Source organism: Candidatus Endoriftia persephonae (assembly GCF_023733635.1).
In the GTDB taxonomy this organism is placed as follows: domain Bacteria; phylum Pseudomonadota; class Gammaproteobacteria; order Chromatiales; family Chromatiaceae; genus Endoriftia; species Endoriftia persephonae.
The window spans coordinates 2757622-2783656 of record NZ_CP090569.1 but is presented as its reverse complement, the minus strand read 5'-3'; the positions used below and the strand labels follow the sequence as shown (position 1 = coordinate 2783656).

Here is a 26035-nt window from a genome sequence, read left to right as displayed (position 1 = left end):
GCGCTAGTGAATGACCGCCATAGACAACAGGGGTTTACCCTGCTGGAGATCTTGGTTGCCGTGGCTCTGCTGTCGCTGCTGATGACCGCAGCCTTCAGTTCGGTCCACTACGCAAGCAGGAGCTGGGAAGCAGGGATCCGGCGCGTGGGGTCAGGTGATGCCGATCGTGCTGCGGAGCGCCTGCTGGCAAAGATGATTCGGCAGCTGCAGATGGGGCGTTATAGCGACGGGGGAAAAGAGCATCTCTTGTTTGACGGTGAGGCAAATCAGCTCGCCTTTATCGCGCCGGCGCCTGAGTATGATGAGCGATTCGCAGACTATGAGTACCTGTTGAGATTCACCTCCGTGGATGGTGGGGGGGAACTGGTGCTCTTCTACCTTCCGCGGCTGCCGGGTGATCATCCTTTAAGGATTGATGAGGAGGCCCCCAGTCAAGTGTTGTTGCACGGACTGAGCGAGTTTCGTATCGCTTATTACGGGCAACATCGGACAACAGATCTAGACTGGGTTGAGCAGTGGCGTCAGGAGGAGCCAGCTTATCCCCAGCTAATCAGTTTTAGCTTTAGCATTGAGGATGGGGCGCCAGTGCGAGAGAAGATTATTCGGGTCAGATCAGATCTGCAGGCAACAGTGAGTATCAAGCCGAGATCGCGTTCGAGGCGCAGGGGCCGATAGTCGCGTTGTGCGGGAAGAGAGGTATGAAGTAAAAATGCACAGGGCTGGCAAGGGTGAACGGGGTATTGCGTTGCTCTTGGTGTTGTGGCTGATTGTCCTGCTCAGTGTGATTGGGGGCAGCCACGCCAGAAACGGTAGAATGGAGCTGAATCTGGCCGCCAATCAACGAGAGGCACTGCAGGCCCGATTACATGCAGAGGCAGGTCTGTATATGGCGATCGATGATCTGCTTGTGTCATCCAGAGAGGGCGGTTTCCGGTTGCGGGGTGTGGAGAATCAGGTTGAGTTTGAGGGAACACGGCTCACCGTTTCGATCATCAATGCGACTGGACTTATCGATATCAACCAGGCCACGCCCTCGACCCTGGAAGCGCTGATTGTCTCGACAGGTATGAAGGAGGAGCAGGCCCGTTCTCTCGTTGATGCCATCCTCGATTGGCGAGATGCTGATGACCTGATTCGGTTACAGGGGGCGGAGGCCAGGCAGTATGCAACAGCCGGGCTGGCCTATCGTCCTGCCAACGCCCGCTTCAAGAGTGTGCAGGAACTGAAGATGGTACTGGGGATGACGGCAGAGACCTACCGTGCAATCGTACCCTTCATCACCGTGCATTCAAAAGGTGGGGCCCTCGACAGCGCACAAGCCCCGGCTGCGTTGTTGCGCCAGCTGGAGCAGCAAGAGGCGGCTGTGATGCGGGGTTCGGCTGGCCGGCAGATAGACAGGCCACAGGTGCCAGGCTCGCTCCCCCGGCAGTTGCCGGCATACCCGATCTACCATCTTGATGTGCGGGCAGTGACGGGGCAGGGTGGCCGCTCTCATATCAGGGCGGTCGTTGATATCAGCGGCAATCTGCAACGGCGTTACCGCATCCTTGCCTGGCGGGAGCTGGCGGGAGACCAAGAGGTGAAGGATGGCTGAACAGAGTGCTATGTCGTTCGCCCGGATGCAGGATCTAGCCGCTCAATTTTGGCACTGGTGGATTGCTGAACTGACCGGAATGATGCCAGAGTTTGTTAAGCGAATTCTGTTTGGAGGGCAGGTCTACCAGATTGTCGTAGAGGGTGATGAGCTCGCTATCAGGCGAGTGGTCAAAGGGGCGAAGGGGGTCGAGCCCGTGATGGTTGGCTTGATCGATCCGTCAGGGCTGGGTAGAGAGCGACTCCTGTTGCAGGATGCGAGAAGAGTGGAGCTGATTCTGCCCCCAGAGGGCTACCTGAAAAAGCGGCTAATCCTACCTAGAGTTGCGGAATCCAATCTGCGGGAGGTGCTCACCTTTCAGCTGGAGCAGGAGACGCCGTTCAGGTTGTCGCAAGTCTACTTCGATTCCCTGTGCGTTGCCCGCAATCGGGGCAGTCAGACCCTGACGATTGATCTCTATGTCGCCCCCAGGGGGCGTGTCGATCTGCTTTTGGAGCAGCTCAGCAAACACGCGATCCGATTAGATGCGGTCACGGTGGATGGCGAGATTGCCGGCGAATCGCTCGAGCTGAATCTTATGCCGGGGGAGCAGCGGAGAAGGGGCTACTCCTTTGCCAGGCGCCTCAACTATCTGCTCGCAGGTCTGGTGCTGCTGCTTGGTTTGAGCAATCTGCTCTTTCCGCTTTGGGAGAAAAGCGTTGAGTTGGAGCGTTTACAGCTCAAGGCAGCTCAGCTCAAGCAGCAGGTGGTGAAGGCGCGTGAGTTACGGGAGCGGGTCGATACAGCTAAAAATGAGGCTGGATTTATCCTCGAAAAGAGAATGGAACACGCCCCTGTGTTGGAAGTGATCAATGAACTGACACATCTGTTGCCGGATAATACCTGGCTCGATCAACTCGAGATTGATGCGGGAGATGTGCAGGTGCATGGTTTTTCTGCGTCGGCGTCGACGCTAATCTCGCTGCTGGAGTCATCGAATAGCTTTAGCGATGCACGCTTTCGCTCCTCCATTACCAAGAACGCAATCAATGATATGGAGCGGTTCCATCTCTCCGCGCAATTTGTCACGGAGGCGACTCGATGAGGCTTGGTGTATCTCCCAGCCTGCGCAAGCTGGCAGCACAGCTATTGCTGCTGTTGCTTGTTGTCGGGGGCGCGGCGGCTCTGCTGATCCCGTATTTGACGATCAAGCAATCCTACGATGATGAGATTGCCAGCGTCCGCAAACGCATTGAGATCTATCAACGTTCGGTGGCTGTAGCGGAAGCATTACAACAACAGTATCAGCAACTAGAGATGGCTAACCGGAGGGACAAGCGTTATCTGAGGGCACAGAGTGAGTCTCTTGGCGGTGCTGAGCTCCAAGGTATATTGACCCGCGTAGTTCGCTCGAGCCGGGGCAAGCTCTTGAGTACACGGGTGCTACCGATCGAACAAGATGGCAGTTTCGGCAGGGTCTCTATCCGGGTTAGCATGAAGGGGGCGATGGAGTCGATATTTGGTGTTCTCTATGCGCTGGAATCGGGAGAGCCCTATCTGCTTATCTCTGATCTGCAGCTGCAAGGAAAACGCACATCCCGCCGCCATGGGGCAGCGGGCAGAAATCAGTGGGCTAAGGCCGGGACTGAGCTTGCTTGTACTTTTGTTCTGTCGGGTTACATCAGGGGCTGAGGGTGAATAGCATCAGTGGCCGTATTAATATCCTCAGTCTGTTGTTGCTGTTGGCCCTCGCGGGGCTTGGCAAGCTACTGCTTCTGCAATGGGAAGATATGGAGCGGAAGCAGGACGACTCGCGGCCAGTATCCACCCAGGCGAATGGGGTGGCTAACACGCTGAAATTGCCAGACAGTGGCGCCTATACCATCCCTCCCCGCAGTGCCTTTCGTGAGGTGCTTGAACGCCCTCTGTTTATTGAAGGGCGTGTGGCGCCTCAGCCGGAGATCCGACAGGTTCAGCCGGTGGTACAGGCGCGCCCCAGTCTACAGCTGGAGGGGGTAGTGATCGTCAATCAGCGGCGCATCGCAGTGGTAAGAGAGGTGCGGGGTAATTCGGTGATCCGTCTACAGGTGGGGGATAATTATAGTGGTTGGTTGGTTGCCGAGGTCGCCAGGGATCGGGTGGTGATGAGACAGAATGCTAGCCATATCGAATTGGCGCTCGATGCTGATCAAGGTGGCAGGAGCGCGATCCGACGTGTTGAGCCGCCATCTGCAGATCAGAAGTAGAGGCTGCCTCTCACAACATGCCTTGATTACCTCTCACTCTCGCGCTGCTTCCATAGATAGAAGACCGCCGGAACCACCACCAGGGTGAGTAGGGCGGCGCTCAACATCCCCCCCACCATCGGCGCTGCGATCGGACGCATCACATCTGATCCACTGCCACTCGCCAGCAGCACCGGTAGCAGACCAAAGATAACGCTGGCCACGGTCATGATCTTGGGGCGGACCCGCATCACCGCGCCCTCGATCACCGACTCGCTCAACTCCTCCCTGGTCAGCCGGCGATCGTGCAGCTCTATCGCCTGTAGTGCGGCCCGGTAGGACTGATTGAGGTAAACAATCATGACCACTGCGGTCTCTACGGCGATGCCGGCCAGGGCGATGAAACCGATCCCGACGGCAATCGAGAGATTGAAGTCGAGTAGATAGAGCATCCAGGCGCCGCCGGTCAGGGCGAACGGCAGGGTGGCGATGATGATCCCCACCTCGGTCAGGTTGCGGAATGCCAGGTAGAGCAGCACCAGGATGATGATAAAGGTCAGCGGGATGACCTGAATCAGTCGTGCATTGGCGCGTTGGTAATGTTCATACTGCCCCGACCAGGTGATTGAGTAATTTGGCGGTAGGGTGATCGCCGCGTCAACCCGCTGCCGTGCCTCAGCGACATAGGAGCCGAGATCCCGTCCACGGATGTCGACAAAGACCCAGCCGTTGGGACGGGCGTTTTCACTCTTGATCATCGGTGGCCCATCCTCCACCTCGATCTGGGTGATCTGGCCGAGGGTGATGTGGCGGCCGTTTGGCGTGACGATGGGAAGATGGCGCAACTTCTCCTCACTATCGCGAATGGCGCGTGGATAGCGGATATTCACCGGATAGCGTTCGAGGCCTTCAACGGTCTCGGTCACGTTCACGCCGCCGATGGCGGTGCTGATGATCTCCTGGACATCCTTGATATTGAGGCCAAGGCGCGCCGCCCGTAGCCGATCGATCTTGATCTTCAGATAGCGTCCGCCATCGACCCGCTCGGAAAATACCGAGGCGGTGCCCTCCACCCCGCGCAGCGCCTCCTCGATCACCTCCCCGATATCCTCGATCACCTCAAGATCAGGGCCGGCGATCTTGATTCCAACGGGGGTCTTGATACCGGTAGAGAGCATGTCGATGCGGGTCTTGATCGGCATCACCCAGGCGTTGGTTACGCCGGGGATATCGACCCGCCGGTCCAGCTCCTGCTTGAGTTTATCCAGGGTCATACCCTCCCGCCACTCTGACTTTGGCTTGAGGGTGATGGTGGTCTCGATCATGGTCAGGGGGGCTGGATCAGTAGCGGTCTCGGCGCGCCCGATCTTGCCGAATACCCGCTCCACCTCTGGTACGGTGCGGATCAACCGGTCGGTCTGTTGCAACAGCTCTTGCGCCTTACCGATCGATAGCCCAGGGAAGGTGGTGGGCATATACATCAGATCCCCTTCATCCAACTCCGGCATGAACTCCGAGCCGATCTGACTGATCGGCCAGACGGCGGTGAGGGTCAGCAGCAGGCTGACAAAGAGGACGGCAATGGGGTGGCGCAAGGTAAAGCGGATGACCGGCAGATAGCCGCGGATGGTCCAGCGGTTGATCGGATTGCTCTCCTCCTGCGGCAGTTTGCCGCGGATGAAGTAGCCCATCAGCACAGGCACCAGGGTGATCGAGAGGATAGCCGCGGCGGCCATGGCATAGGTCTTGGTGTAGGCCAGGGGAGAGAAGAGCCGCCCCTCCTGGCCCTGCAACACAAACACCGGCAGAAAGCTGAGGGTAATGATCACCAGTGAGAAGAAGAGCGGAGGTCCGACCTCGATTGCGGCCGCCTCGATCTGTTTCCAACGGCACTCCCCGTGGTTACGTTCGGCATGTTTATGGGCGTTCTCCAGCATCACGATGGCGGCGTCCACCATCGTGCCGATGGCGATGGCGATGCCGCCGAGGGACATGATATTGGCGTTGATCCCCTGCCACTGCATGATGCCGAAGGCGGCCAGTATGCCGACCGGCAGGCTGGTGATGATGATCAGTGAGGTGCGCAGGTGGAACAGAAACAGGATGCAGATCAGGGAGACGACGATAAACTCCTCGACCAACCGCTGTTGCAGGTTGTCCACAGACTGGTTGATCAGCCGTGAACGGTCGTAGGTCTCGACGATCTCCACGCCTTCCGGCAGCCCCGCCTTGAGCGACTCCAGCTTGTGTTTCACGGCTTCGATGGTGGCGCGGGCATTCTCTTGCCAGCGCATCACCACGATGCCACCAACCACCTCGCCCTGACCGTCCAGTTCGGCGATGCCGCGTCGCATCTGTGGGCCGAGACGGATCTTTGCCACATCTTTCAGCAAGATCGGGGTGCCTTTGGAGCTGAGTCCCAGTGGCACTTGGGCCAGATCCTTCACCCCCTGCAGATAGCCGGTGGCGTAGACTATGTGTTCAGCCTCTGCCTGTTCAATGACTGAACCGCCTACCTCGCGGTTGGCGTCCTGGATCGCCTGTTTTACCTTGGAGAGGGGGATGTTGTAGAGGCGAAGCAGATTGGGTTCCAGGACTACCTGATACTGGCGCACCATGCCACCCACGGTAGCCACCTCTGCTACCCCGGGCACCGTTTGCAACTCATACTTGAGGAACCAGTCCTGGATCGAGCGGAGTTGGCTCAGGTCATGTTTCTGCTGTCGGTCCACCAGGGCATACTGATAGATCCAGCCGACACCGGAGGCGTCGGGTCCGAGTGCAGGTGTTGCACCATCGGGTAATCTGGCACTGACCTGAGAGAGATACTCCAGCACCCGCGAGCGGGCCCAGTAGAGATCGGTGCCGTCTTCGAATACCACGTAAACGAAAGAGTCGCCGAAGTAGGAGTAGCCCCGTACCGCTACGGTGCCAGGCACCGACAGCATGGCGGTGGTCAGCGGGTAGGTGACCTGCGCCTCCACCACCCCGGGGGCCTGGCCAGGGTAGCTGGTCTTGATGATGACCTGGGCGTCGGAGAGATCGGGCAGGGCATCGATCGGAGTCTTTTGGAGTGATACCAGCCCCCAGCCAGTCAACAGTAGTGTGAGTAAAAGAACGAGCGGTCGGTTCGCTAAGGACCAACGAATAACTGCAGCAATCATGCTAGCCCCAGTTTGGTTTTTAAGGTGGTTATATGGCCCAATGTCAGATTGGCTACTGAGTCACCGGTATGGACTGTTTCTAGAGAAACCGCCGCTGGTGGGGTTATCCTTAGCCTCCACATCGCGGCATCGATAGCTTCCTGCCTAATAGGCTGCGGCCAGCTCCACAGGAAGCGCTTCATGGTCCTTCCGAAAGAAACAGCAGATATCCGTGACGGCCCTCGATTTTTAGTTTGATTAATGGCTGTGCAGGCGGGCGAGGCTGCCCTTGAGGCTGGCTTCGGAGTCGATCAGAAACTGCCCTGATACGACCACCTCATCGTTAACCGTGAGCCCGTTGGTGACCTCGATCCAATCCCCAAACTCCTGGCCTGTCTTGACAGGATGCGGTAGAAAATGGCCATCCTCCAGCGCCAGGATAACGCGCTGCTGGTGCCCGGTCTGGATCAACGCCTCCTTGGGCAGGGCCAGGATATCGGGTTGTGGAGGGCCGTGGATAGTGATCTCGGCCAGCATATTGGGGAGCAGCGCCTCGTCAGGGTTGTCGAAGCGCATGCGTACCTTCAGCGTCCGGGTCTCAGGGTCCAGACTGGGATAGATATATTCAACCTGGCCTTTCCAGACGCGTCCCGGATGGTTGGGGGTGCGCACCTCGGCCTGTTGACCGCGGCGGATCCAGCCGGCCTGGGATTCGAACACATCCGCCAACACCCAGATGCTGGAAAGGTCGGCCAGCGTCATCACCTTAGTGGTGGGCATGACATACTGCCCCTCGATCACGGGTAGGTCGACGACGATGCCATCGAGTTGGGCAAAGGTGTCGTCGTAGTAGTCGGAGAGGGCAGCGGTGAAGAGTTTGAACAGAAACTGCCCTTTCTCTACCCGTTCGCCTTCAGAACGAACAGTCAGACCCTCCACATTACCGTTTGCCGGGGCGTAGACATGGCGCAGGCGCGTCTTGTCATACTCGATGTACCCCATCGTCTCCGCCGTGCGGCTGAAGGTCATGCGTTGTAGCTGGGCGACACGGATGCCGAGGCTCTGTACGATCTCCGGGCTGACGGAGACCTTGGCGTGAGCTCCACCCTCCGCCCCATCCTCTTGTTTAACGGGTTCCAGGTTCATGCCGCAGATCGGGCAATTGCCAGGATCTTTGGTCACAATCTGCGGGTGCATGGGGCAGACATAGTCGGTTTGATCGCCGCCAGCTCCCTGCTGGCGTAGCTGTGGAACGCTGGCCTCGGCCATATCGGGCTTCGGTGTGCCCATGGCCATCGGCATCTCTGCCGGATTATGCTGATGGCCGCTGTGGTCCTGTCCCATGGCGGGGTCCATGGCCATCTTCTGGGCGCTCCCTTCGGCCGTGGATTTGACCAGGAACATGCCGCAGATGCGACAGTTGCCGGGTTCGTGGCTGGTCTCCTCCGGGTGCATGGGGCAGGCGTAGAGGGGCTGATCGCTGTCCGTGTCTGTTTTGCTCAGTGGCGGGGCCGTGGTCTCGGCCACATCGGGCTTCGGTGCGCCCATGGCCATCGGCATCTCTGCTGGATCGTGCTGGTGGCCGGTGTGATCGTGCTGGTGGCCGGTGTGATCGTGCTCCATGGCGGGGTCCATGGCCATCTTCTTGGCGTTCCCTTCTGCCGTGGATTTGACCAGGAACATGCCGCAGATGCGACAGTTGCCAGGCTCGTGGCTGGTCTCTTCCGGGTGCATCGGGCAGGCGTAGAGGGGCTGATCGTTGTCCGTGGCTGTTTCGCGCAGTGGCGGGGCCGTGGTCTCGGCCACATCGGGCTTCGGTGCGCCCATGGCCATCGGCATCTCCGGCTGGTCATGCTGGTGGCCGGTATGGTCGTGCTCCATGGCGGGGTCCATGGCCATCTTCTTGGCGTCCCCTTCTGCCGTGGATTTGACCAGGAACATGCCGCAGATACGACAGTTGCCGGGTTCGTGGCTGGTCTCCTCCGGGTGCATGGGGCAGGCGTAGAGGGGTTGATCGCTGGTTGCGGCTGTCTCCTGCGGTGGCGGGACCGGAGCCTCGGCCATATCGGGCTGCGGCGCATCCATGGCCATCGGCATCTCCGGCTGGTGGCCGGCAGCAGCGTGGGCCATGCCAGAATCCATCTCCATCCCCCCCTTGCTCACCGGGGGCGCCGCTTGCTTCTCCTTGGGGAAGAGGCATATCTCACTTGGCATCTGTTTTTTTGCCGCGGCGGCAAGGGCGAGTTGCATGTCGACCTTGCCGGGGGGCATGGCGCTTTTCATGGACATCCCCATGTCCTTGCCGTGTGCCTCGCCTTTGACGAGATACATGCCGCAGATATGACAGTTGCCAGGCTCGTGGCTGGTCTCTTCCGGGTGCATCGGGCAGGCGTAGAGGGGTTGTGGCGTTGTCGCCTGGGAGAGGGCGCGCGCCTCTCCCGCTGGCGCGCCCTCTCTGCTCTGCTGCGCCAGGGCGCTGTCAGCCGAAGAGAAGATGAGTGGTAGAGAGAGGAGCGCAAGATGGATTCTGGTTGTTTTCATGCTGGCCCTGCTCTTGGGTTATTTCTTGCGTACATAGACGAAGGGAAATGCCTTGGTCTTGCCCTGCTGGCCTTTGGCCAGATATTCGACGGAGAGTTGGTACTCGCCCTCTTGCTCGAGGCGCACCGCCACCTGCTGATGGGATTTGAAGGGGTGGATGCGGTGGCGGCTCTCCTTCTGCGGCCCTTGCCCCTGGATGATCAGCGCCCCGAGCACCTGCTCGATGAGGTTGCCGTCCTCCTCCTCAGTGAAGGTGATGTTGAACAGGTGGGTTGGCCCCTTCGCGCCGGGTTGATGACGCTCGGGGGAGCTGGCCTGAAAGACATAGAGACCAACGTTGATACCATCTACCGTGTCAGAACCGACCACCCCCCCGAGTGGGACGGCGATATCCTCGATCTGATCCTCTTTGCCGTAGTAGATGGCCCCTTCGTAGAGTCTGGGGTCTTTGTTGGCAGTGGGCGCCTTGCTCTCTTCCGCTCGTACTCCCGCCAGACAACCGAATAACAGGAGAGAGAGAGTGAATAGCCGTATGGGTTTTGCTGACTGCATCTTTATTCCACCAGAACATCGGGTTGTTCAAGACCGACGACGACGACGGTGATGTGATCACCGCGCTTCACCTGTCGGCCCTGATTGTTGATTACCATAAAAGAGCCGTCTGTGTGTTCTAGGTGCTTGGGGGCCAATAGCCCGATGCGGGGAACGCGCAGTACGGGGAGCTTCTCGCCGGTCTTCTGGTTGATCACGTAGGTGTGTTCTGCGCCGGCGGTGATGGCGTCCACTCCGGTGGTGGAGAACCAGACATTGAGCAGCCCGTTGCCCGAGTCCTTGACTTGATGCACCTTCAGCGTGGCATCCGCCGGGAGCTTGGGTTTTTCGATGACCGCCTCAGCCACCTGTGCGGCCGCCGGGTCATAGTCGGGGCCGGCCTCGACCGGGAGGTGGAGGCTGGCCAGCCCGGCCACCATCACCGAGATCTTGCTGCCTGGCTTGATGATGCCCTCCTGGTCCCAGAAGTAGAGCTTGCCGGGGGGGGTCGAGGCCGCCTTCTCCGCCGGGACGGGCGCAACCAGCATCGGCAGCTTGCTGATCTGTATGAGCTGCCTGCTCTGATCATCGACGATCGATGTGGTCATCGGGTGGGCGGGAAACTCCTTTACATCGATCAGACGGTAGCGCACCTCTATCCTGGTACCTTGCAGCCCACGCCCGCCGAGGATGATCTTCTCGACCTCCAGCCGTCCCGAGCTGGGGGCGCGCTGCATGTGTTTGGGGGTGGTGTGCCGGGGTGGGGGTTGGTGCCTGGGGGCTTCGTGGTCGCGGTCTGCCAGGGCGGCAGGTTGGTAGAGAGAGAGTAGGGGGAGGGTCAAAAAAACAGATCGTAGTTGCATATTCAATGCTCCATCGCGATAGCCAGAAGGGGGATGTGTCCCACTGGAATTCGATCTAACACGATTGAAAGCGGGGAGAGCGGCCGAAGCCGCCCTCCCCGTATCGACTGCTATAGATTAGCCGGAGGCGAATCTAGCGACGGCGAGGTGCCGAACCGCGCTGACGGGTCGTCGAAGCGGCTGGTGGTGGTGCGGTGGTGGCGCGAACCAGTACCGCCATGCCGCCAGGATAGGCGCCGTTGTTGGTGACGAAGTAGTCGTTATGGCTATGCATCGGGTACCACTGTACATCCAGGTTGTTGTCGTGGGCTGCGGGATCGATCCCATAGACGCCCCAGGCTCCGGCAATCTCATTCAGACCGCTACCCTGGTTGGAGATCATCGAGTTGCTGGCGTAGCCGCCAGTGGTGCGCAGATCCTTGAAGCGGGTGATCATATCGTGGGTCTCGCCAGAGCCGATATGCACGGTGTACTCCTGCTTCTGGTTGGTGGGATCGATCGGGTTGGCGTCCTTACCAACGCGAGTGAAGTGCCAGCCATGGGCGTGCCAGGGCACCTCGGTGTAACCGATGTTGATGAGACGCATCAGCACGTTGTCGTTGTAGTTGGCGTCGACCAGGGCGGCGTAGCTGGTGGCGTTGTTGCTGCCGGTCAGGAAGCCGGAGAGCGGGCCGGAGGCCGGCGGGTTACACCCTTCGAAGTCACCCGTGTCGCTGACCACCAGCGAACGCCCGGTGCCGTTGTTACAGGCGGCGGTTGTTGCGGCAGGGGTGACAGGCAGCAGGGTGTCGGGGAAGGCGCGGCCATTGACCATCCACCAGTTGGCCTTGAAGTCGGTAAAGTTATACTGCTCTTCAGGCTCAAGGGTGCCATTGCTGTTCTTGTCAAAGCGGCGCAGCAGCTCGGCCTCTGCCGGGCTACCGGCGGGCGCGGCGGCCAGCTGGATGAAGTCGCGGCTACGGGTGTCCACATCGGTGAGGACCATCAGATACTCTTTGTCGAAGCGGTCGAGATAGTTGCCGCCGTAGACCGAGTTGAAGGTGGCGCGGCGTGGACGAATGACCATCGCCCCATACATGCCTAGGGTGATATGCTCGGAGGCCTCGACATGGCAGTGCCACATGTAGGTGCCGGGCTTCTGCGCCTTGAAGTAGTAGACGGCGGTGTTCTGTCCGGGGGTGTCGGGAACCTCAAACGCTGTTTCGTTGAAGCCGTCGTTCTGGGTGGTCAGCTCCATGCCATGCAGGTGGATGGTGTGGGGGTCGGCCGGCGCGTAGGGGTTGGCGTTGCCGATGTTGCGCAGGTGGACGAAGACATCGTCACCCTGGGTGACATCAATGATCGGCGCGGGCATGTTGGCGCATCCGGGGACAGCCTGGGTGCCGTCGACATCGTCGCAGAAGCCGCGCATGTAGACCTTCCGGTAGGGGGCGGTCGCCAGCGTGGCGGGAGTGATGCCATAGACGTTGTGGTCGGGCAGGTGGTGGTAGCCATCGGTTGCCGCCAGGTAGAGGTGACGGACCTGCGCCGATGCCTGGCCACTAAAGAGCGGCATCGTCATTGCGAGGCTAAGTGCGAGCATTCGCTTTTTCATTGTTGTTTTCCCCTTTCCTATATGTGTTGCATAAGTAACGAAGTATTGACGCAAGGCCAATAGCGGTGCGGGCGCCGCTGCCAAGATGGATGCTTTAGGTTCCCATCGACCAGCACAGATACCCCAACCTAAGTAAAATTCGAGATCTTTTTGTGGAAACTCTGAGGTCGTTCAATTGGAATCTGTGAACCCGTTCCTGGCAATAATTACTACCCCGTGCGGCGTTCGCGTTTGCGTTTATACCGTAACGGGATGGCATTGACAATTGTCGGAAATTTTTACAATAAATGACGGAGCGGAGCCTGCGATTTGTTTGATTTCTCCTTGCGAAATGGCCTGTATATGGGTTTTTTTTCCCACCGATCGGGACTTGGATTCCTGCTATTTGTGTGGTTGTCCAGCCTAATAGAGGTATTTGCCGTGCCTCGTAGCAAGGTGCCTGAATAAGAATGTTTGTGGTGTCGGTGAAATTTACATAGTTTTTGTATGGTTTTGGGGGGGTGTTGTAAGTATTTGAAGTCAAGGCAAAAAACAAAATTGGCACGAAGTATGCTCGTGGCCCATCGCTACTTCAATCATGAAAAAAATCAAGCATGGGGATCGAAAAAAATGAGAAAAATCACTAAAATTACTAAACTTACTTTAGCCTTCTGCTCTTTAGCCATGGCGGCCTTCTCCGTTCAGGCCGCGGTTATCCCACTTGATCTGAACGATTTTTATGCTGACCCAACCGTATCCGTGGCGGTTGATGGTGGCTCGGCTCTGATGGAGGAGAATCCAGCTTTCAGCATCACCTTGCTTTCGAACGACCCTCTTATGGGTGATCCTGGTATCGATGTTCCCACTGGTCTGTTGAGCTTGGACTTTGACTTCTCTTTTTCTGAGCCTGCGGGCAATGATGATGAGTTTTATGCATTCGTCTTCAATGGGGACACAGGTGCTCTGATTGATGATTTTTCCGTCAATTGGACGGATGCTGGCAGCGTCAGTTGGGATCTCTCAGGTCTTGATGCAAGCGTGACCCTGCTTGGCATGGAGTTTCAGCTTGTCTCAAACCTTCCGAGTGATGGCGGTCTCGAATCTACAGTCGCTGTCAGCAATGTTCACTTGGTGACCGAGAACGCCTCTGTGCCGGAGCCTGGCAGCTTGACTCTGCTCGGCATCGGTTTGGTGGGTGGTCTGTTTGGCTTCCGTAAAAAGTCCAGCTGAACGGGTCAAGCAGAGTGTTTGACATAGGGGCAAGGCGGCTCAACACTTTGATGTTGAATCTGTCGGAAAAATAACAGCCATTCTACTGGCCTCTGTCTGCGGCTGGGGGTCAGGTGGCATGTGGAAAGTGGGGCCAATCGGCCCCACTTTTCGTGGTTGGTTGGTGCTTGAGGTTCTCACCCTGGAATTGATCGGTTAGTGTATGCCGCTCTGATATCCCAAGGAAAAATAGTCATGTCTTTTGATTTTGCGACACTTTCGGCGTTGCTGGTTTTCGTCGTTATCCTGGTTTTTCTGGTGATGGAGATTCGCTCTACCAGGCGGGAAGTGAAGGAGCAGTTGCGTCAGGTGTCGCAGCACAATGCGCTGTTCCAGCGCAACCAGCAGGCGTGGGAGCTTTGCCAGGCGATCCATGAGCAGTATCCGGATGTCTGTCCCGGTCTCGATTACACCATGTGGGTGGATGAGCAGGGGGCGCATCTTGATCAGTGGCTGGCGGATTCCCCTCGGCCGAAACTGGATCGGATGGTGGAGAAGAAATAGAGGCATTTTTATAGACAGGGAGAAAGCAAAAGAGTCACCTGACATGGAAACAAAGGATTTGCAGTCATCCTCTTTACTTCCGTTTGAATTTACCGGTCGATTCGGAGAGTTTTTTCGTATCTGGATCGTCAATCTGGTGCTGACGATCCTCACCCTGGGCGTCTATTCAGCGTGGGCGAAGGTGCGTACCCAGCGTTATTTCTATGCCAATACCCGGCTTGCGGGAGCGACCTTCGACTATCTGGCCGAGCCGATGATGATCCTCAAAGGGCGCCTGATCGCAGTCGGTTTTTTTATCCTCTATCTTGGCCTGACCTTGATCGCACCACCGTTTGATTTGCTTGCCTCGCTGCTGTTTCTGATTGCGATGCCCTGGATCGTCAACAAGGCACTGGCGTTTCGTGCACACAACTCGGCCTATCGCAACATCCGCTTTGGCTTCGAGCAGAACTACTCCAAGGCGATCAAAGTGTTTATCGGCCTGCCGATTCTGCTGCCGCTCAGTCTGGGTCTGCTCTATCCCTTTTTTGATCAGCGGCGCAGCCGTTTCATCCTCGGCCAGAGTCGCTATGGAGCGAGCGCATTTGCGATGGAGGCACCGCTTGGTAGGTTCTATAAAACCTATCTACTGGCCGGACTGCTGTTGCTGGGGGTGTTTTTCCTGGGTGGCGTGCTCAGCAGCCGGTTATTCGAAAGCGTGATGACGATGTCGGCACAGCCAGCCGGTGAGCCGCCGGTCGCGATGCGTGGCAGCCTGCTGGGCCTGCTGCCAATCCTGGTTGGCTCTCTGTTGGTATATGGTTTCATCAAGGCGCGCATCGCCAACCTAATCTGGAACCATACCGACCTTAACGGCCATCGTTTTGAGAGCTATATGCAGGCACGCAAGTTGATTGTGTTGTTGCTGACCAATGCGCTGGCCATCATCCTCTCGCTGGGTCTGCTGATCCCTTGGGCAAAGATCCGCATGGCCCGCTACCGGGCGGAGACGCTGCAGTTTATTCCGCAGGAAGACCTGGATGGTTTTCTCGCCGATCAGGCAGAGCAGGTGGCCGCCACGGGTGAGGGGGTTGGCGATGTGTTTGATGTGGATCTTGGCCTTTGATCACCACCGAGGCGCTCTATTTCGATGGTCGCCAGTCACAGGCACGGCGGGTTCGTGTCTCACTGAATGGCCGTGACCTGTGGATCGAGTATGCCACCGGCGAGTGCTTCTGGCCGACCTCGGAACTGCGTATCACCCCTCAGCTGGGGAGTGCGCCTCAGGGGATCTTTCTGCCCGAGGGCGGCAAACTTGAAGTGGCCAATCATGACTTCATGCTGCAACTGGAGGCGCTGACTGATAGGACAGGGGAGGGGCGCTGGTTGCACCATCTGGAGAGCCGCTACCGCTATGTGATTCTGGCCGTGTCTCTGGCACTTGGGCTTGGTTGGTTGATGATCTCCCAGGGAGTGCCGCTGGCGTCACGTTACCTCGCATTTGCCACGCCGCTCCAGCTTGACCTGATCCTGGGAGAGGAGGTGCTGGCGCTGCTCGACAAGCGTTGGCTGGAACCCTCTAAGCTGCCAGAGACAGAACAGCAGCACTATCGGCAACTGTTTCAGCGGATGGTTCGGGAGGCCGATGCCGCGACGCCGTTGCAGCTGCAGTTCCGAGCTGGCGGCACGGTCGGCGCCAACGCCTTCGCGCTGCCCTCGGGCATCGTGGTGGTGACCGATGAGCTGATTGAGCTGGCACAGGCGGATGCAGAAGTGATGGGGGTGTTTGCCCATGAGATCGGGCATCTGGTGTATCGCCACGGGGTCCGCCATGTGCTGCAGGATTCGCTGCTGGTGCTGCTGACCACTCTATTTGTGGGGGATGCTGCCTCCAGTGGGGCACTGTTGGCGGCACTGCCGGTGCTGCTGGTCGAGAGTCACTACTCTCGCGAGTTCGAGAGCGAGGCGGACCGCTATGCGGTCTTGCTGATGCAGCGCGCCGGGTTGGATCGGCAACACCTGGGTCGGATGCTCCAACGCCTTGGGGAGAGTCATGGGGGGGAGGAGAGTGGAGCGCTGAGCTATCTCTCCACTCACCCGATGACCCAGGAGCGGATCGAGATGATCGCTCATTGGGGGCAGGGAAAGGCTAGTGATGTGACGCATAAGGTCGCTATATCCGCCCATTGATAGCCTCGAATAGTCCGCTTGCGCCATAGTGTGTCAGACTCGAGTGGTATGAAAAGAGTGTTACACCAGATTAAGGAGTGATGAACATGCGCGTGATTCTGTTGGGCGGCCCCGGTGCGGGCAAGGGTACCCAGGCAAACTACATCAAAGAGAAGTACAGCATTCCCCAGATCTCCACTGGTGACATGTTGCGTGCTCACGTTAAACAGGGCACCGACCTGGGCAAGGCGGCGAAGAAGATCATGGATGAGGGTGGTCTGGTCTCTGACGATATCATCATGGGCATGGTGAAAGAGCGCATTGCCCAGGACGATTGCGCCAACGGCTACCTGTTCGATGGATTCCCCCGCACCATTCCCCAGGCAGAAGCGCTGAAAGAGGCTGGTGTGCCGATCGACGCGGTGGTGGAGATCGATGTGCCCGATGAGGAGATCATCAAGCGCATGTCCGGTCGTCGGGTGCATCTCGCCTCCGGTCGCACCTACCACGTCACCTTCAATCCGCCCAAGGTGGAGGGCAAGGATGACGAGACCGGTGAGGATCTGATTCAGCGCGATGATGATCAGGAAGAGACCGTAAAGGCGCGTCTCAAGGTCTACCATGACCAGACCGAGCCGCTGATCGCCTTCTACACCAAAGAGGCAGATGCCGGTAGTTGCAAATACATCAAGATCAACGGTGTTGGCGGGGTGGACGAGATCCGCGACCAGATCTTCAGCGGACTGGGTTGATCTTCACTGAAGAATGCTGAAAAGCCGGGCTAAGCCCGGCTTTTTTATGGCATTCAGTTGAGGGAATTCGGGCAATTTGCTGGATGAACTTATTAGAATATTCTGATAGAATCCGCCAACTTTTTACTAAATTGTTAAGGGGCATGCTGTGGCTGTCGTAGAACTCACCAAGGACACGTTCGAAGAGACCATCACCAATAACGATTTCGTGATCATCGATTTCTGGGCGCCCTGGTGTGGTCCCTGTCGCTCCTTCGCCCCGACCTATGAAAAGGTTGCCGAAGACAATCCGAATATGGTCTTCGCCAAGGTGAATACCGAAGACGAGCAGGAACTGGCGATGCACTTCCAGGTGCGCTCGATCCCGACTCTGATGATCTTCCGTGAGAACATCATCATCTTCTCCCAGGCGGGTGCGTTGCCGGAGTCGGGCTTCCGTGATCTGCTGGACAAGGCCAGTGAACTCGATATGGACGAGGTGCGGGCGCAGATCGAAGCAGAGCAGAAGGGCGGCCAGGGCGCCTGAGCGGTCATTCCGAAAAGACCCCGGCGGTGTTAGGGCCTGTCGGGGTTTTTTTGTGTCCGCAGCAGGGGCAAGTGGCTGTATCATGGCCTCCTGTGTTGAATTGAGAGGTCTGGACCGACGCGATGCGAGCCCCCTGTTACCCGTGGAGTCTAAAGAGCCTGCTGAATGGCAGGCCGAATGTGGGCGCGCTGCTCGATCTGAGTGAGGAGAACTACCGGCTGTTGCTGCGGCTTGCGCCAGAACTTCGGTTGATGCAGGGGCGGGCCCTCTCCTGTCTCGATCATGGTATGGATCTCCATCTGGAGGTGCTCGAACAGACCCCCTACACCAGCTTGCTCCACCTTACCTACTTTTTTCCCCATGCCGGTGGCCACTACCCTGATCCGGACGCCAATCTGCGTGTCTATCACGACTCCAAACAGGTCGATATCGTCGACCTGCGCCAGTCGGCCTTACCCTTGAAAAAGTGGGGCGATAACCCGACCCTGGAGCAGCGTTGGAAGTTGAACCTGTTCCTCTCCAAATGGCTGGCGTTCTGTGTCATCCAGGGGCATGGCTTTGGCGCCGGTGGGCCTGAGTACGCATCCAGCCGAGAGCGTTGGGTGGTCTCCTGATGTGATCTGCTTTGCAGCCCACAAGCCTTCGGGAGCGGTTCCGTTGTTCAATCTAAGCCACCCTTGTAAACTCAATGGTCTCTTCTTCGGCGGAATAGTTTGCACCCCCCCCCAGGCTGGGGACGATGTGCGCCTGTCAGTTGCGTGCAGGCCGATATCAAGCAGTGTGGGCGATACCTCTGAACAGCGAGGAATCAGATGATCAGAGTGTTGTTGGTTGACGATCACGAACTGGTGCGTACCGGCGTCAAGAGTATCTTGACGCAGGTGCCTGACATCAGTGTGGTGGGCGAGGCGGGCAGTGGTGAAGCGGCGATCCAGATGGTGCAGCAGGATCGGCCCGATGTGGTGCTGATGGATGTGAACATGCCTGGCATTGGTGGCATCGAGGCGACTCGCCGACTGCTGAGAATTGCTCCCGATTTGAAGGTGGTGGCGTTGACCATGCTGGATAACGAGCCCTTCCCTGCTCGTCTTAACGAGGTGGGCGCAATGGGTTATCTGACCAAAGGCTGCCCGGCAGATGAGATGATCCAAGCGATCCGCAGCGTGTTCCGTGGTCAGCCCTTTGTCTCCTCCGATGTCGCAAGAAAACATATCCTCACCGATTGGAAGCGCCACTCCGCCACTCCCTTCCAAGGCCTCTCCTCCCGCGAGACCCAGGTGATGCTGATGATCCTGGAGGGGCAACGCAACCAGGAGATCTCCGATGGTCTCAGCCTCAGCCCCAAGACTGTCAGCACCTACCGCCAGCGTATCTATGAGAAGCTCGATGTGCGCAACGATGTGGAACTGACGCGGCTCGCCTATCGCCACGGCATTCTCAGCGACAAGGTCGACAGTGTTTGATCTGCACTGCCGCCGTTGTGACCGGCTGGCGGCGTTCCTCGATCAGACCCGCCAGGACCACCCTGATTACCACTGTCGTCCGGTGGCGCCGTTTGGTGATCCTGCCGCTCGCCTGCTGCTGGTGGGGCTGGCGCCGGGCATGCATGGGGCGAACGCGAGCGGACGCCCGTTCACCGGAGATCACGCCGGCATCCTGCTCTACCAGACGCTGCACCGCTACGGTTTTGCCAGTCGGGCCGAATCGGTGGCGGCAGATGATGACCTGCAGCTGTTCGACTGCCGCATCACCAACGCGGTGAAGTGCCTGCCACCGCAGAACAAGCCGCAGGGGGTGGAGATTAACAACTGCAACCACTACCTTAGCCAAGAGCTGGCAAGCCTGGAGAAGGGGGCTGTGGTGCTAGCGTTGGGTTGCATTGCCCACAACGCGGTGCTCAAGGCATCCGGGCAGAAGCTGAAGGCGTTTGCCTTCGGTCATGCGGCTGAACACCGCCTGCCGAATGGCCTCCGGCTGCTCGACTCCTACCACTGCAGCCGCTACAACACCCAGACAAAAAGACTCACCACAGCGATGTTCGAGCAGGTGTTTGCACGTGCCAGAGAGCTGCTGCAGACTCTCTGACGATGAGTGAACCGTCGTCTAAAGCTTGTTTCGACGCTAAGGCCTTTCTCAAGACGCTGACCTCCAGGCCCGGGGTCTATCGTATGATCGGCACCGACGACAAGGTGCTCTATGTTGGCAAGGCGAAGAATCTGAAGCGGCGGGTGAGCAGCTACTTCACCCGCGCTCTCAATCTGCGCATCCAGCGCATGGTCGTCCAGATCGAACGCATCGAGGTGACGGTGACCCACACCGAGGCTGAAGCGCTGATCCTGGAGAACAATCTGATCAAGTCGCTCAAGCCGCGCTACAATGTGCTGCTACGGGACGACAAGAGCTACCCCTACATCCATCTCTCCACCGACCAGTCGTTCCCGGCACTCAGTTTCCGACGCGGCTCACGCAAGGGTGGTGGACGCTACTTCGGTCCCTATCCGAGCGCCGGTTCGACCCGCGAGACCTTGCAGCTGTTGCAGAAGCTGTTTCCGGTGCGCCAGTGCGAGGAGGGTTTCTTTCGCAACCGCTCGCGAGCCTGCCTGCAGTATCAGATCAAACGCTGCAGCGCGCCTTGTGTCGGCCTGATCAGCGAGACCGACTACCGCGAGGATGTGCGCCATGCCGAGCTGTTTCTCGATGGTAAGACCAGTACGGTGGTGGATGCGCTGGTGGCGCGCATGGAGGCGGCCTCTGCGGCGCTGGCGTTCGAGCAGGCGGCGCTCTACCGAGATCAGATCAAACTTCTCAACCGGATCCAGGAACGTCAGTATGTCAGCGGCGAACGGGGCGATCTGGATATCGTCGCGGTGGCGCTGCAAGCGGGGACCGCCTGCGTCCAGGTATTCTTTATCCGCGCCGGTCGCAATCTGGGTAACAAGGCCTTCTTTCCCGCAATACCCGCTGGCGCAGAGGCGGGGGCGGTGCTCTCCGCTTTCGTCGCCCAGTACTATCTGGAAAAGGCGGTGCCGGCGGAGATCATCCTCAGTCATGCTGGTGAAGATCAGACCCTGCTGGAGCAGGTGCTCGGCGAACAGGCGGGGCGGCGAGTGCGCATCAGTCATCGGCTGCGCGGTGAGCGGGCACGTTGGCTGCAGATGGCGCTGAACAACGCTGAACTGGCACTGAAGGCGCGGCTCGCCAGCCGCATCGATATGCAGGGGCGGCTCGAGCGACTGCAGCAGGCGCTGGGGCTGGATGAGTCGCCGTCGCGTATGGAGTGCTTTGATATCAGCCATACTCGCGGAGAGAAAACGGTCGCCTCCTGCGTGGTGTTCAATGCCGAAGGCCCGCTCAAATCGGATTACCGCCGCTTCAATATCGATGGCATCACACCCGGCGATGACTATGCGGCGATGCGCCAGGCGCTGGAGCGGCGCTATACCCGCATCAAGAAGGGGGAGGTGGCGTTGCCTGATATCCTCTTCATTGACGGTGGCAAAGGGCAGCTGAGCACGGCGCATGAGATTCTGGTCGAGCTGGGTATCGCTGGACTGACCCTGGTGGGGGTGGCGAAAGGGCCGGACCGCAAGGCGGGCATGGAGCAGCTCTTCTTGTTCGGCGATAGCACGCCAATTATACTGCCGGCGGATTCACCTGCGCTGCACCTGGTGCAGCAGATCCGTGATGAGGCACATCGGTTTGCGATTACGGGTCATCGCCAGCGCCGCGCCCGCAGTCGTAAGACCTCGGTGCTGGAGGCGTTGCCGGGGATCGGTCCAAAGCGCCGGCAGCGGCTGTTGAAGCAGTTTGGTGGATTGCAGGAGCTGACCCGGGCCGGGGTCGAGGATATCGCACGGGTCGATGGGGTTAGCCTGAAACTGGCGCGACTGATCTATCAGGCCTTTCATGAAGAGAGTTAGTGGGTTCTTATTGTGTGGACCATTCCGAATATCCTGACGCTGTTGAGGATCCTATTGATCCCGGTGTTTGTGTTGATCTTCTACCTGCCGTTCGAGGGGGCCAGGGTGCTCTCTGCGGCGGTGTTTGCTCTGGCCAGTGTCACTGACTGGTTGGATGGCTATCTGGCGCGACGCTGGCAGCAGGTTTCGCCGTTTGGTGCTTTCCTCGACCCGGTTGCAGATAAGCTGATGGTGGCGGCAGCGCTGTTGCTGTTGGTGGAGGCGGAGCCGAGCCCGGCGCTGGCGCTGCCGGCAGCGATCATTGTTGGCCGCGAGATCACCATCTCAGCGCTGCGCGAGTGGATGGCCGAGATCGGCGCACGCGCCCAGGTGGCGGTGTCGATGATCGGTAAGTTCAAGACCGCAGTGCAGATGGTGGCGATCCTGCTGTTAATTATCAAGCAGCCACTGTGGGAGATTCCGGTGTTCACGGTCGGCTTTGTGCTGCTCTATGTTTCAGCTATTCTGACGCTCTGGTCGATGGTGGTCTACCTGCGCGCGGCCTGGCCAAGTCTCTCTGGGCAGTCGGTGGTGGAGGTGTTGCCAAGGGAAGAGTAGAGGGGGATGAATCAGCTGTTTCAGTTGATTGATGCTTGACAGCAACATCCGCGCCGCTACAATACGCTTCGTTCTGACGCAGCGGGAATAGCTCAGTTGGTAGAGCACAACCTTGCCAAGGTTGGGGTCGCGAGTTCGAGTCTCGTTTCCCGCTCCAAATTGTGAAAGAGCCTCGGCAGTACCGGGGCTTTTTTGTTAGATTCACGGCTGCTGCCGCCACTCAGGCAGCGTCCGGAACTGTTTTAGGCTTGGTGGCAGAGTGGTTATGCAGCGGCCTGCAAAGCCGTGGACGCCGGTTCGATTCCGACCCAAGCCTCCATCTAGAATGCGGGAATAGCTCAGTTGGTAGAGCACAACCTTGCCAAGGTTGGGGTCGCGAGTTCGAGTCTCGTTTCCCGCTCCAAATGGCAATCAGCCCCGGACATCCGGGGCTTTTTTGTGCCTGCGGGCCTGGCTTGCCGCTGTCCTGCTTGCGCTAATTGGCCCGGATGATTCGGTAGACGCTGGAGAGATCATAGGGGCGATAGCGCGCAGGCGCTTTGCGATGCTCACCGCCATAGCTGAGCATCAGCGCCGTGCTCCTCTGTATATCTATCCATTCGATAAAGATCGCGCTGTGCTCTACATCGTAATAGGAGTGGTTGATGTAGTAGAGAAAGTCGCCCGGCTCGATCAAGGCGATGGCGGCATAGGGGCCAGACTTTTTACCTTTAAAAATGGTGATGCGCTGGCCGTTTCGGTTGGGGTAACCGGCCCGATTATAGACCGCGTTGGCATAGTCCCAGCAACTTCCCTGAATGATCTCCCGCTTCACCAGTGCCATCTCCTGGCCAATGGAGAGGATCTTGTGAGCAGCGGGGGAGATCGGTTTTTCTGTCGCTGATGGGAGGGTAGCAAGGGATTGAGTTGGGGGCAGTGTCGGACTTGCTCCGGCTGTCGCTCCGGAGGGTGGCTTTTGTGGCGTACTCTGGCAGCCAGTGATACATAGGCATGCAATCAGCAGGCAGGCGCCAAGAGATCTTGATGGTGCTTCATCCCTGTAGTCTCTCTGGTCGTGGTGACTGCCCCATGGGGCCTCATGGCTTGCCTGGTGTGGCGAGTGTGACAAATTGGGTGGAGCCTCGTCAGAGGAAAGCTACACGGTATGGCGGCTCAGATGCAATTCCTCTGGGTGGGTGGCGATGTAAATTTCCCTTGACTGTTCGATGCGCTAGAATGCGTCGCTCGTCCATGCCCGGATGGCGAAATTGGTAGACGCAAGAGACTTAAAATCTCTCGGGGGCAACCCCGTGCCGGTTCGATTCCGGCTCCGGGCACCACTATTAACGCCCTCTTCCAGCGAGGGAATCACTGACACTGGCGATCCTATCTCTACGTAAAGAGTTTATGATGAATTAGGGATCGAACCGGGGTTGCCGGATTTCCTGTTAACCAGCTGAGCGTTGGAAAAGAGACATTATCCGAGCTATAAACCGCGCATGAATGTCGTTATCTCGAGAAAGGTTGTTATGCGGCTGATGTTGGGCACGATCTTTGTGCTTGCGTTGCTGCACATTGGGCAGTTGGTTATCTATTTCCTGATCAATGATCCGGATCAGTTTGATTTCATCGAGTTGCTCGATTTCGATTATGAGGGGAATTTACCCTCTTGGTACTCATCTTTTGCGTTGCTGTTTGCCGCAATCCTGCTTGCAGTGATTAGCCGGTATCACTATCTGGAGAAGGAGCGATATCGCCATCATTGGTTTGGGCTTGCGTTGATTTTTCTGTTTCTTTCGCTTGATGAGGGTGCCCAGATTCATGAAGGGATTGGTGATCTTGTCTCTAACATTGTTCCAGCAGAAGGTGTGTTCTATTTTGCTTGGGTAATACCCTATGGAATTGCCGCTATTGTTTTTCTGATCTCCTACCTAAAGTTTCTCTTTTCCCTCCCAAAGCTTCTAAGAATTCAATTTGTTATTTCCGGTGGATTATTTCTGTTGGGTGCGATTGGATTGGAACTGATTGGAGCGAGGGAGGCCGAGGCGCACGGTACAGCGACTATTCTCTATAGTTTTTTGTACACGGTTGAAGAGCTCTGTGAGATGTTAGGGGTTGTGCTGTTTGTCTATGCCCTAACGGGCCTCATAAATAGAAGGCTTGGCGCATTTACTCTCGAGTTTCACGTTAACTGATCTTTTTGTGATTGGTTGTAGAGTTGCAAGTCAGAAACTATTTTTCTGATCCTGTCGTCACTCCAGGACGCAGAAAAAACCCCTCGTTGAAGAGGGGCGATAAACCGGCGGGGGGTGTTAACAGGCCTAGTTCAACTCAATGGTGCCATCAGGTTGGTACTGAATGTAAGCGACATTGGCATTAAGTGTCAGATTGTCACTGTCACTCAGGTAGGCGCGGAGCACTGTATCGCTACCATCGGCTTCACCCTTAGAGCCTGTTCCATCGGTAAATACGATCCAGCCGACATTCCATGTCTCGGAACCGGAACAGGTTGCCCCATCATCTGACGCACAGATGGTGACCGGCAGTCCCCGCTTTACCGATTCTGTTCTGGCATATTGCAGATGTGAAACTAAATTATGGCTTTCTGCCGTTATCTGGTTGTTTGCACTCAGCTGATTGTAAGCGGGGACACCAACCAACAGCAGTACCAGGGCGACCGTCAATGTGGTTAACAGCTCAACTAGCGTAAAGCCCTGCATGCCTCTAGTGCTCGTTGACGATTGATAGATACGGTTGTTTTTCATGGCGTTCTCCCTTTTTATCTATTAATTCGAAGTTGCTACACGTCCGGTTACGCTGACTGAAATACTGCGGCTCTTGGCGCGGCCATTGCTCAGAGTGAATACAGCGGCGTCGGCTTCGCTGTAATCGATGGTCGGCGTGACTGCAGGGGTGGAACTAGTCGAGCTGGAACCGCCAGAGCTGGAACCACCAGAGCTGGAACCACCAGAGCTGGAACCACCAGAGCTGGAACCACCAGAGCTGGAACCACCAGAGCTGGAACCACCAGAGCTGGAACCACCAGAGGCGGAACCGCCAGAGCTGGAACCACCGGAGCTGGAACCACCGGAGCTGGAACCACCGGAGCTGGAACTACCTGAGCCCTTCTTTTTGCTCGAACCCTTTTTCTTACTCGAGCCCTTCTTCTTGCTCGAACCCTTTTTCTTACTCGAACCCTTTTTCTTACTCGAGCCTTTCTTTTTACTTGAGCCCTTTTTCTTGCTTGAGCCTTTGCTTTTGCTCGAACCTTTATTATGGGTTGAACTTGCGCTAGAGCCCTTTGATTTGCCTGAACTGCTGCCCTTTGTGCCACTGTTTTTACTCGGGCACTGGCCTTTGTAGTCACCGTGATCCATGTGAGCTTTAACGGCAGATTTCGCAACGCTGATGGTATGAGCATTGCCTGAATTGCTAGAAGGTATATGGCAGATTGTTACTTTGTCATTGGTCTTGTGTTTGCTCGCGTAGGTATTAGGTGATACGACGAGTAAGCTGAGGAAGAGGATTAACAAGATGTGGGTGAGCAGTCGCCCCTTTCTTCGTAAGGAGTGCTGGATAGATGTGGTTGATTTCATAGCTTTGACCCCCAATAGGCTCGATATCAGCCTTTGCTTGATTTTGGTATCGGGATGGGGTCTGACTTCTTAAGCCAATAGGTGTGTGTTAATTCATAAAAATCCTAGTAATACACTTTTGTCGGGGGTTTAAGTCGAACGATTCCTGAGGCAAGGAAGTTACTTCATTTGTTTTGGGCTGTTGCTTCTTCATGGCTATCTTAATAAGGGCATTTAATTCTCAGTGCAGTGTGTTAGGCTTCGGCGGTCTTCGACTTCACTCTCAGCATCTGGAAGCCAAAATGGATACGAAGAA

General features: G+C 57.4%; 25 protein-coding genes and 4 tRNA genes. 21 read left to right on the top strand and 8 right to left on the bottom strand.

The genetic code is table 11. From position 1 onward, the window contains the following. The first annotated feature begins 6 nt into the window (after window positions 1-6). From L0Y14_RS12580 to L0Y14_RS12560, 5 genes are read left to right on the top strand one after another with little or no spacing between them, the layout of a single operon-like run. The gene (locus tag L0Y14_RS12580; RefSeq protein ID WP_240991697.1) at window positions 7-675 is read left to right on the top strand and encodes a prepilin-type N-terminal cleavage/methylation domain-containing protein; all 669 of its coding nucleotides are present in this window, start codon (window positions 7-9) and stop codon (window positions 673-675) included. 34 nt (window positions 676-709) lie between these two features. Continuing rightward, window positions 710-1594: a type II secretion system minor pseudopilin gene (locus tag L0Y14_RS12575; protein WP_240991698.1), complete on the top strand. Its 885-nt coding sequence runs from the start codon at window positions 710-712 to the stop codon at window positions 1592-1594. Then, entirely contained in the window at window positions 1587-2678 is a 1092-nt protein-coding gene (locus L0Y14_RS12570; protein ID WP_005959028.1) for a PilN domain-containing protein, read from the top strand. Before L0Y14_RS12575 ends, L0Y14_RS12570 begins: the two co-directional genes overlap by 8 nt. Then, complete coding sequence (gene gspM, locus L0Y14_RS12565; RefSeq protein ID WP_005959029.1) at window positions 2675-3265, top strand: type II secretion system protein GspM; 591 nt, start codon at window positions 2675-2677, stop codon at window positions 3263-3265. The genes L0Y14_RS12570 and gspM overlap by 4 nt, the downstream gene beginning before the upstream one ends. Before the next feature lie 2 nt (window positions 3266-3267). Further along, a complete protein-coding gene (locus tag L0Y14_RS12560) occupies window positions 3268-3819 on the top strand; it encodes a hypothetical protein (protein ID WP_006475372.1) in 552 nt (183 codons plus the stop codon). A gap of 26 nt (window positions 3820-3845) precedes the next feature. On the opposite strand, the gene L0Y14_RS12555 is transcribed toward L0Y14_RS12560, so the two are convergent. The 5 genes from L0Y14_RS12555 to L0Y14_RS12535 all read right to left on the bottom strand — a co-directional run bounded on the left by L0Y14_RS12555 (window position 3846) and on the right by L0Y14_RS12535 (window position 12470). After that, window positions 3846-6962, bottom strand: coding sequence for an efflux RND transporter permease subunit (locus L0Y14_RS12555; protein WP_005959031.1), 3117 nt, complete (start codon window positions 6960-6962; stop codon window positions 3846-3848). 237 nt (window positions 6963-7199) lie between these two features. Then, window positions 7200-9482, bottom strand: coding sequence for an efflux RND transporter periplasmic adaptor subunit (locus L0Y14_RS12550; RefSeq protein ID WP_251859202.1), 2283 nt, complete (start codon window positions 9480-9482; stop codon window positions 7200-7202). Between the two features lie 18 nt (window positions 9483-9500). Beyond that, complete coding sequence (locus L0Y14_RS12545) at window positions 9501-10034, bottom strand: hypothetical protein (RefSeq protein ID WP_006475688.1); 534 nt, start codon at window positions 10032-10034, stop codon at window positions 9501-9503. A gap of 2 nt (window positions 10035-10036) precedes the next feature. Continuing rightward, window positions 10037-10876: a thiopurine S-methyltransferase gene (locus L0Y14_RS12540; RefSeq protein WP_138921930.1), complete on the bottom strand. Its 840-nt coding sequence runs from the start codon at window positions 10874-10876 to the stop codon at window positions 10037-10039. A 133-nt stretch (window positions 10877-11009) separates the two neighbouring features. Continuing rightward, window positions 11010-12470: a multicopper oxidase domain-containing protein gene (locus L0Y14_RS12535; RefSeq protein WP_240991740.1), complete on the bottom strand. Its 1461-nt coding sequence runs from the start codon at window positions 12468-12470 to the stop codon at window positions 11010-11012. A 555-nt stretch (window positions 12471-13025) separates the two neighbouring features. Here L0Y14_RS12535 and L0Y14_RS12530 point away from each other — a divergent pair. From L0Y14_RS12530 to L0Y14_RS12465, 14 genes are all read left to right on the top strand, one after another. Beyond that, complete coding sequence (locus L0Y14_RS12530) at window positions 13026-13679, top strand: PEP-CTERM sorting domain-containing protein (RefSeq protein WP_240991741.1); 654 nt, start codon at window positions 13026-13028, stop codon at window positions 13677-13679. 234 nt (window positions 13680-13913) lie between these two features. Beyond that, window positions 13914-14222, top strand: a complete 309-nt coding sequence (locus L0Y14_RS12525) for a hypothetical protein (RefSeq protein ID WP_006475692.1) — start codon at window positions 13914-13916, stop codon at window positions 14220-14222. A 43-nt stretch (window positions 14223-14265) separates the two neighbouring features. Continuing rightward, window positions 14266-15327: a YjgN family protein gene (locus tag L0Y14_RS12520; protein ID WP_006475693.1), complete on the top strand. Its 1062-nt coding sequence runs from the start codon at window positions 14266-14268 to the stop codon at window positions 15325-15327. Next, on the top strand, window positions 15324-16391 hold the full coding sequence (locus L0Y14_RS12515) for a M48 family metallopeptidase (RefSeq protein ID WP_005965264.1): 1068 nt from the start codon (window positions 15324-15326) through the stop codon (window positions 16389-16391). The genes L0Y14_RS12520 and L0Y14_RS12515 overlap by 4 nt, the downstream gene beginning before the upstream one ends. Before the next feature lie 86 nt (window positions 16392-16477). Next, window positions 16478-17122 (top strand): adenylate kinase, encoded by a 645-nt coding sequence (gene adk, locus L0Y14_RS12510; protein ID WP_006475694.1) that lies wholly within the window; start codon window positions 16478-16480, stop codon window positions 17120-17122. Window positions 17123-17270: 148 nt separating this feature from the next. Then, window positions 17271-17648 carry a thioredoxin gene (gene trxA, locus L0Y14_RS12505; protein WP_005965268.1) on the top strand — a complete coding sequence of 126 codons (378 nt, stop codon included), beginning with the start codon at window positions 17271-17273 and terminating at the stop codon, window positions 17646-17648. 122 nt (window positions 17649-17770) lie between these two features. Then, complete coding sequence (locus tag L0Y14_RS12500; RefSeq protein ID WP_005965270.1) at window positions 17771-18262, top strand: DUF1249 domain-containing protein; 492 nt, start codon at window positions 17771-17773, stop codon at window positions 18260-18262. A 198-nt stretch (window positions 18263-18460) separates the two neighbouring features. Continuing rightward, the gene (locus tag L0Y14_RS12495) at window positions 18461-19111 is read left to right on the top strand and encodes a response regulator (RefSeq protein WP_005965272.1); all 651 of its coding nucleotides are present in this window, start codon (window positions 18461-18463) and stop codon (window positions 19109-19111) included. After that, the gene (locus L0Y14_RS12490) at window positions 19104-19733 is read left to right on the top strand and encodes a uracil-DNA glycosylase (protein WP_005965273.1); all 630 of its coding nucleotides are present in this window, start codon (window positions 19104-19106) and stop codon (window positions 19731-19733) included. The genes L0Y14_RS12495 and L0Y14_RS12490 overlap by 8 nt, the downstream gene beginning before the upstream one ends. Window positions 19734-19735: 2 nt before the next feature. Then, window positions 19736-21568 (top strand): excinuclease ABC subunit UvrC, encoded by a 1833-nt coding sequence (uvrC, locus tag L0Y14_RS12485; RefSeq protein WP_005965275.1) that lies wholly within the window; start codon window positions 19736-19738, stop codon window positions 21566-21568. 12 nt (window positions 21569-21580) lie between these two features. After that, window positions 21581-22165 carry a CDP-diacylglycerol--glycerol-3-phosphate 3-phosphatidyltransferase gene (gene pgsA / locus L0Y14_RS12480; protein ID WP_005965277.1) on the top strand — a complete coding sequence of 195 codons (585 nt, stop codon included), beginning with the start codon at window positions 21581-21583 and terminating at the stop codon, window positions 22163-22165. Window positions 22166-22246: 81 nt separating this feature from the next. Continuing rightward, window positions 22247-22322, top strand: a tRNA-Gly gene (locus L0Y14_RS12475). 88 nt (window positions 22323-22410) lie between these two features. Further along, a tRNA-Cys gene (locus tag L0Y14_RS12470) sits at window positions 22411-22484 on the top strand. A gap of 8 nt (window positions 22485-22492) precedes the next feature. Further along, window positions 22493-22568, top strand: a tRNA-Gly gene (locus L0Y14_RS12465). Window positions 22569-22640: 72 nt separating this feature from the next. Here the strand turns inward: L0Y14_RS12465 and L0Y14_RS12460 are convergent. Continuing rightward, window positions 22641-22979: a hypothetical protein gene (locus tag L0Y14_RS12460; protein WP_006475697.1), complete on the bottom strand. Its 339-nt coding sequence runs from the start codon at window positions 22977-22979 to the stop codon at window positions 22641-22643. Window positions 22980-23397: 418 nt separating this feature from the next. On the opposite strand from L0Y14_RS12460, the gene L0Y14_RS12455 reads away from it, so the two are divergent. Next, window positions 23398-23484: transfer RNA gene (locus tag L0Y14_RS12455), tRNA-Leu, on the top strand. Window positions 23485-23673: 189 nt separating this feature from the next. After that, window positions 23674-24339 (top strand): hypothetical protein, encoded by a 666-nt coding sequence (locus tag L0Y14_RS12450; RefSeq protein ID WP_006475698.1) that lies wholly within the window; start codon window positions 23674-23676, stop codon window positions 24337-24339. A gap of 126 nt (window positions 24340-24465) precedes the next feature. Here the strand turns inward: L0Y14_RS12450 and L0Y14_RS12445 are convergent, their stop codons facing one another. Both L0Y14_RS12445 and L0Y14_RS12440 read right to left on the bottom strand, forming a co-directional pair. Next, window positions 24466-24909, bottom strand: coding sequence for a GspH/FimT family pseudopilin (locus L0Y14_RS12445; RefSeq protein ID WP_006475699.1), 444 nt, complete (start codon window positions 24907-24909; stop codon window positions 24466-24468). Window positions 24910-24930: 21 nt separating this feature from the next. Further along, window positions 24931-25740: a hypothetical protein gene (locus L0Y14_RS12440; protein ID WP_251859201.1), complete on the bottom strand. Its 810-nt coding sequence runs from the start codon at window positions 25738-25740 to the stop codon at window positions 24931-24933. Window positions 25741-26035 lie beyond the last annotated feature (295 nt).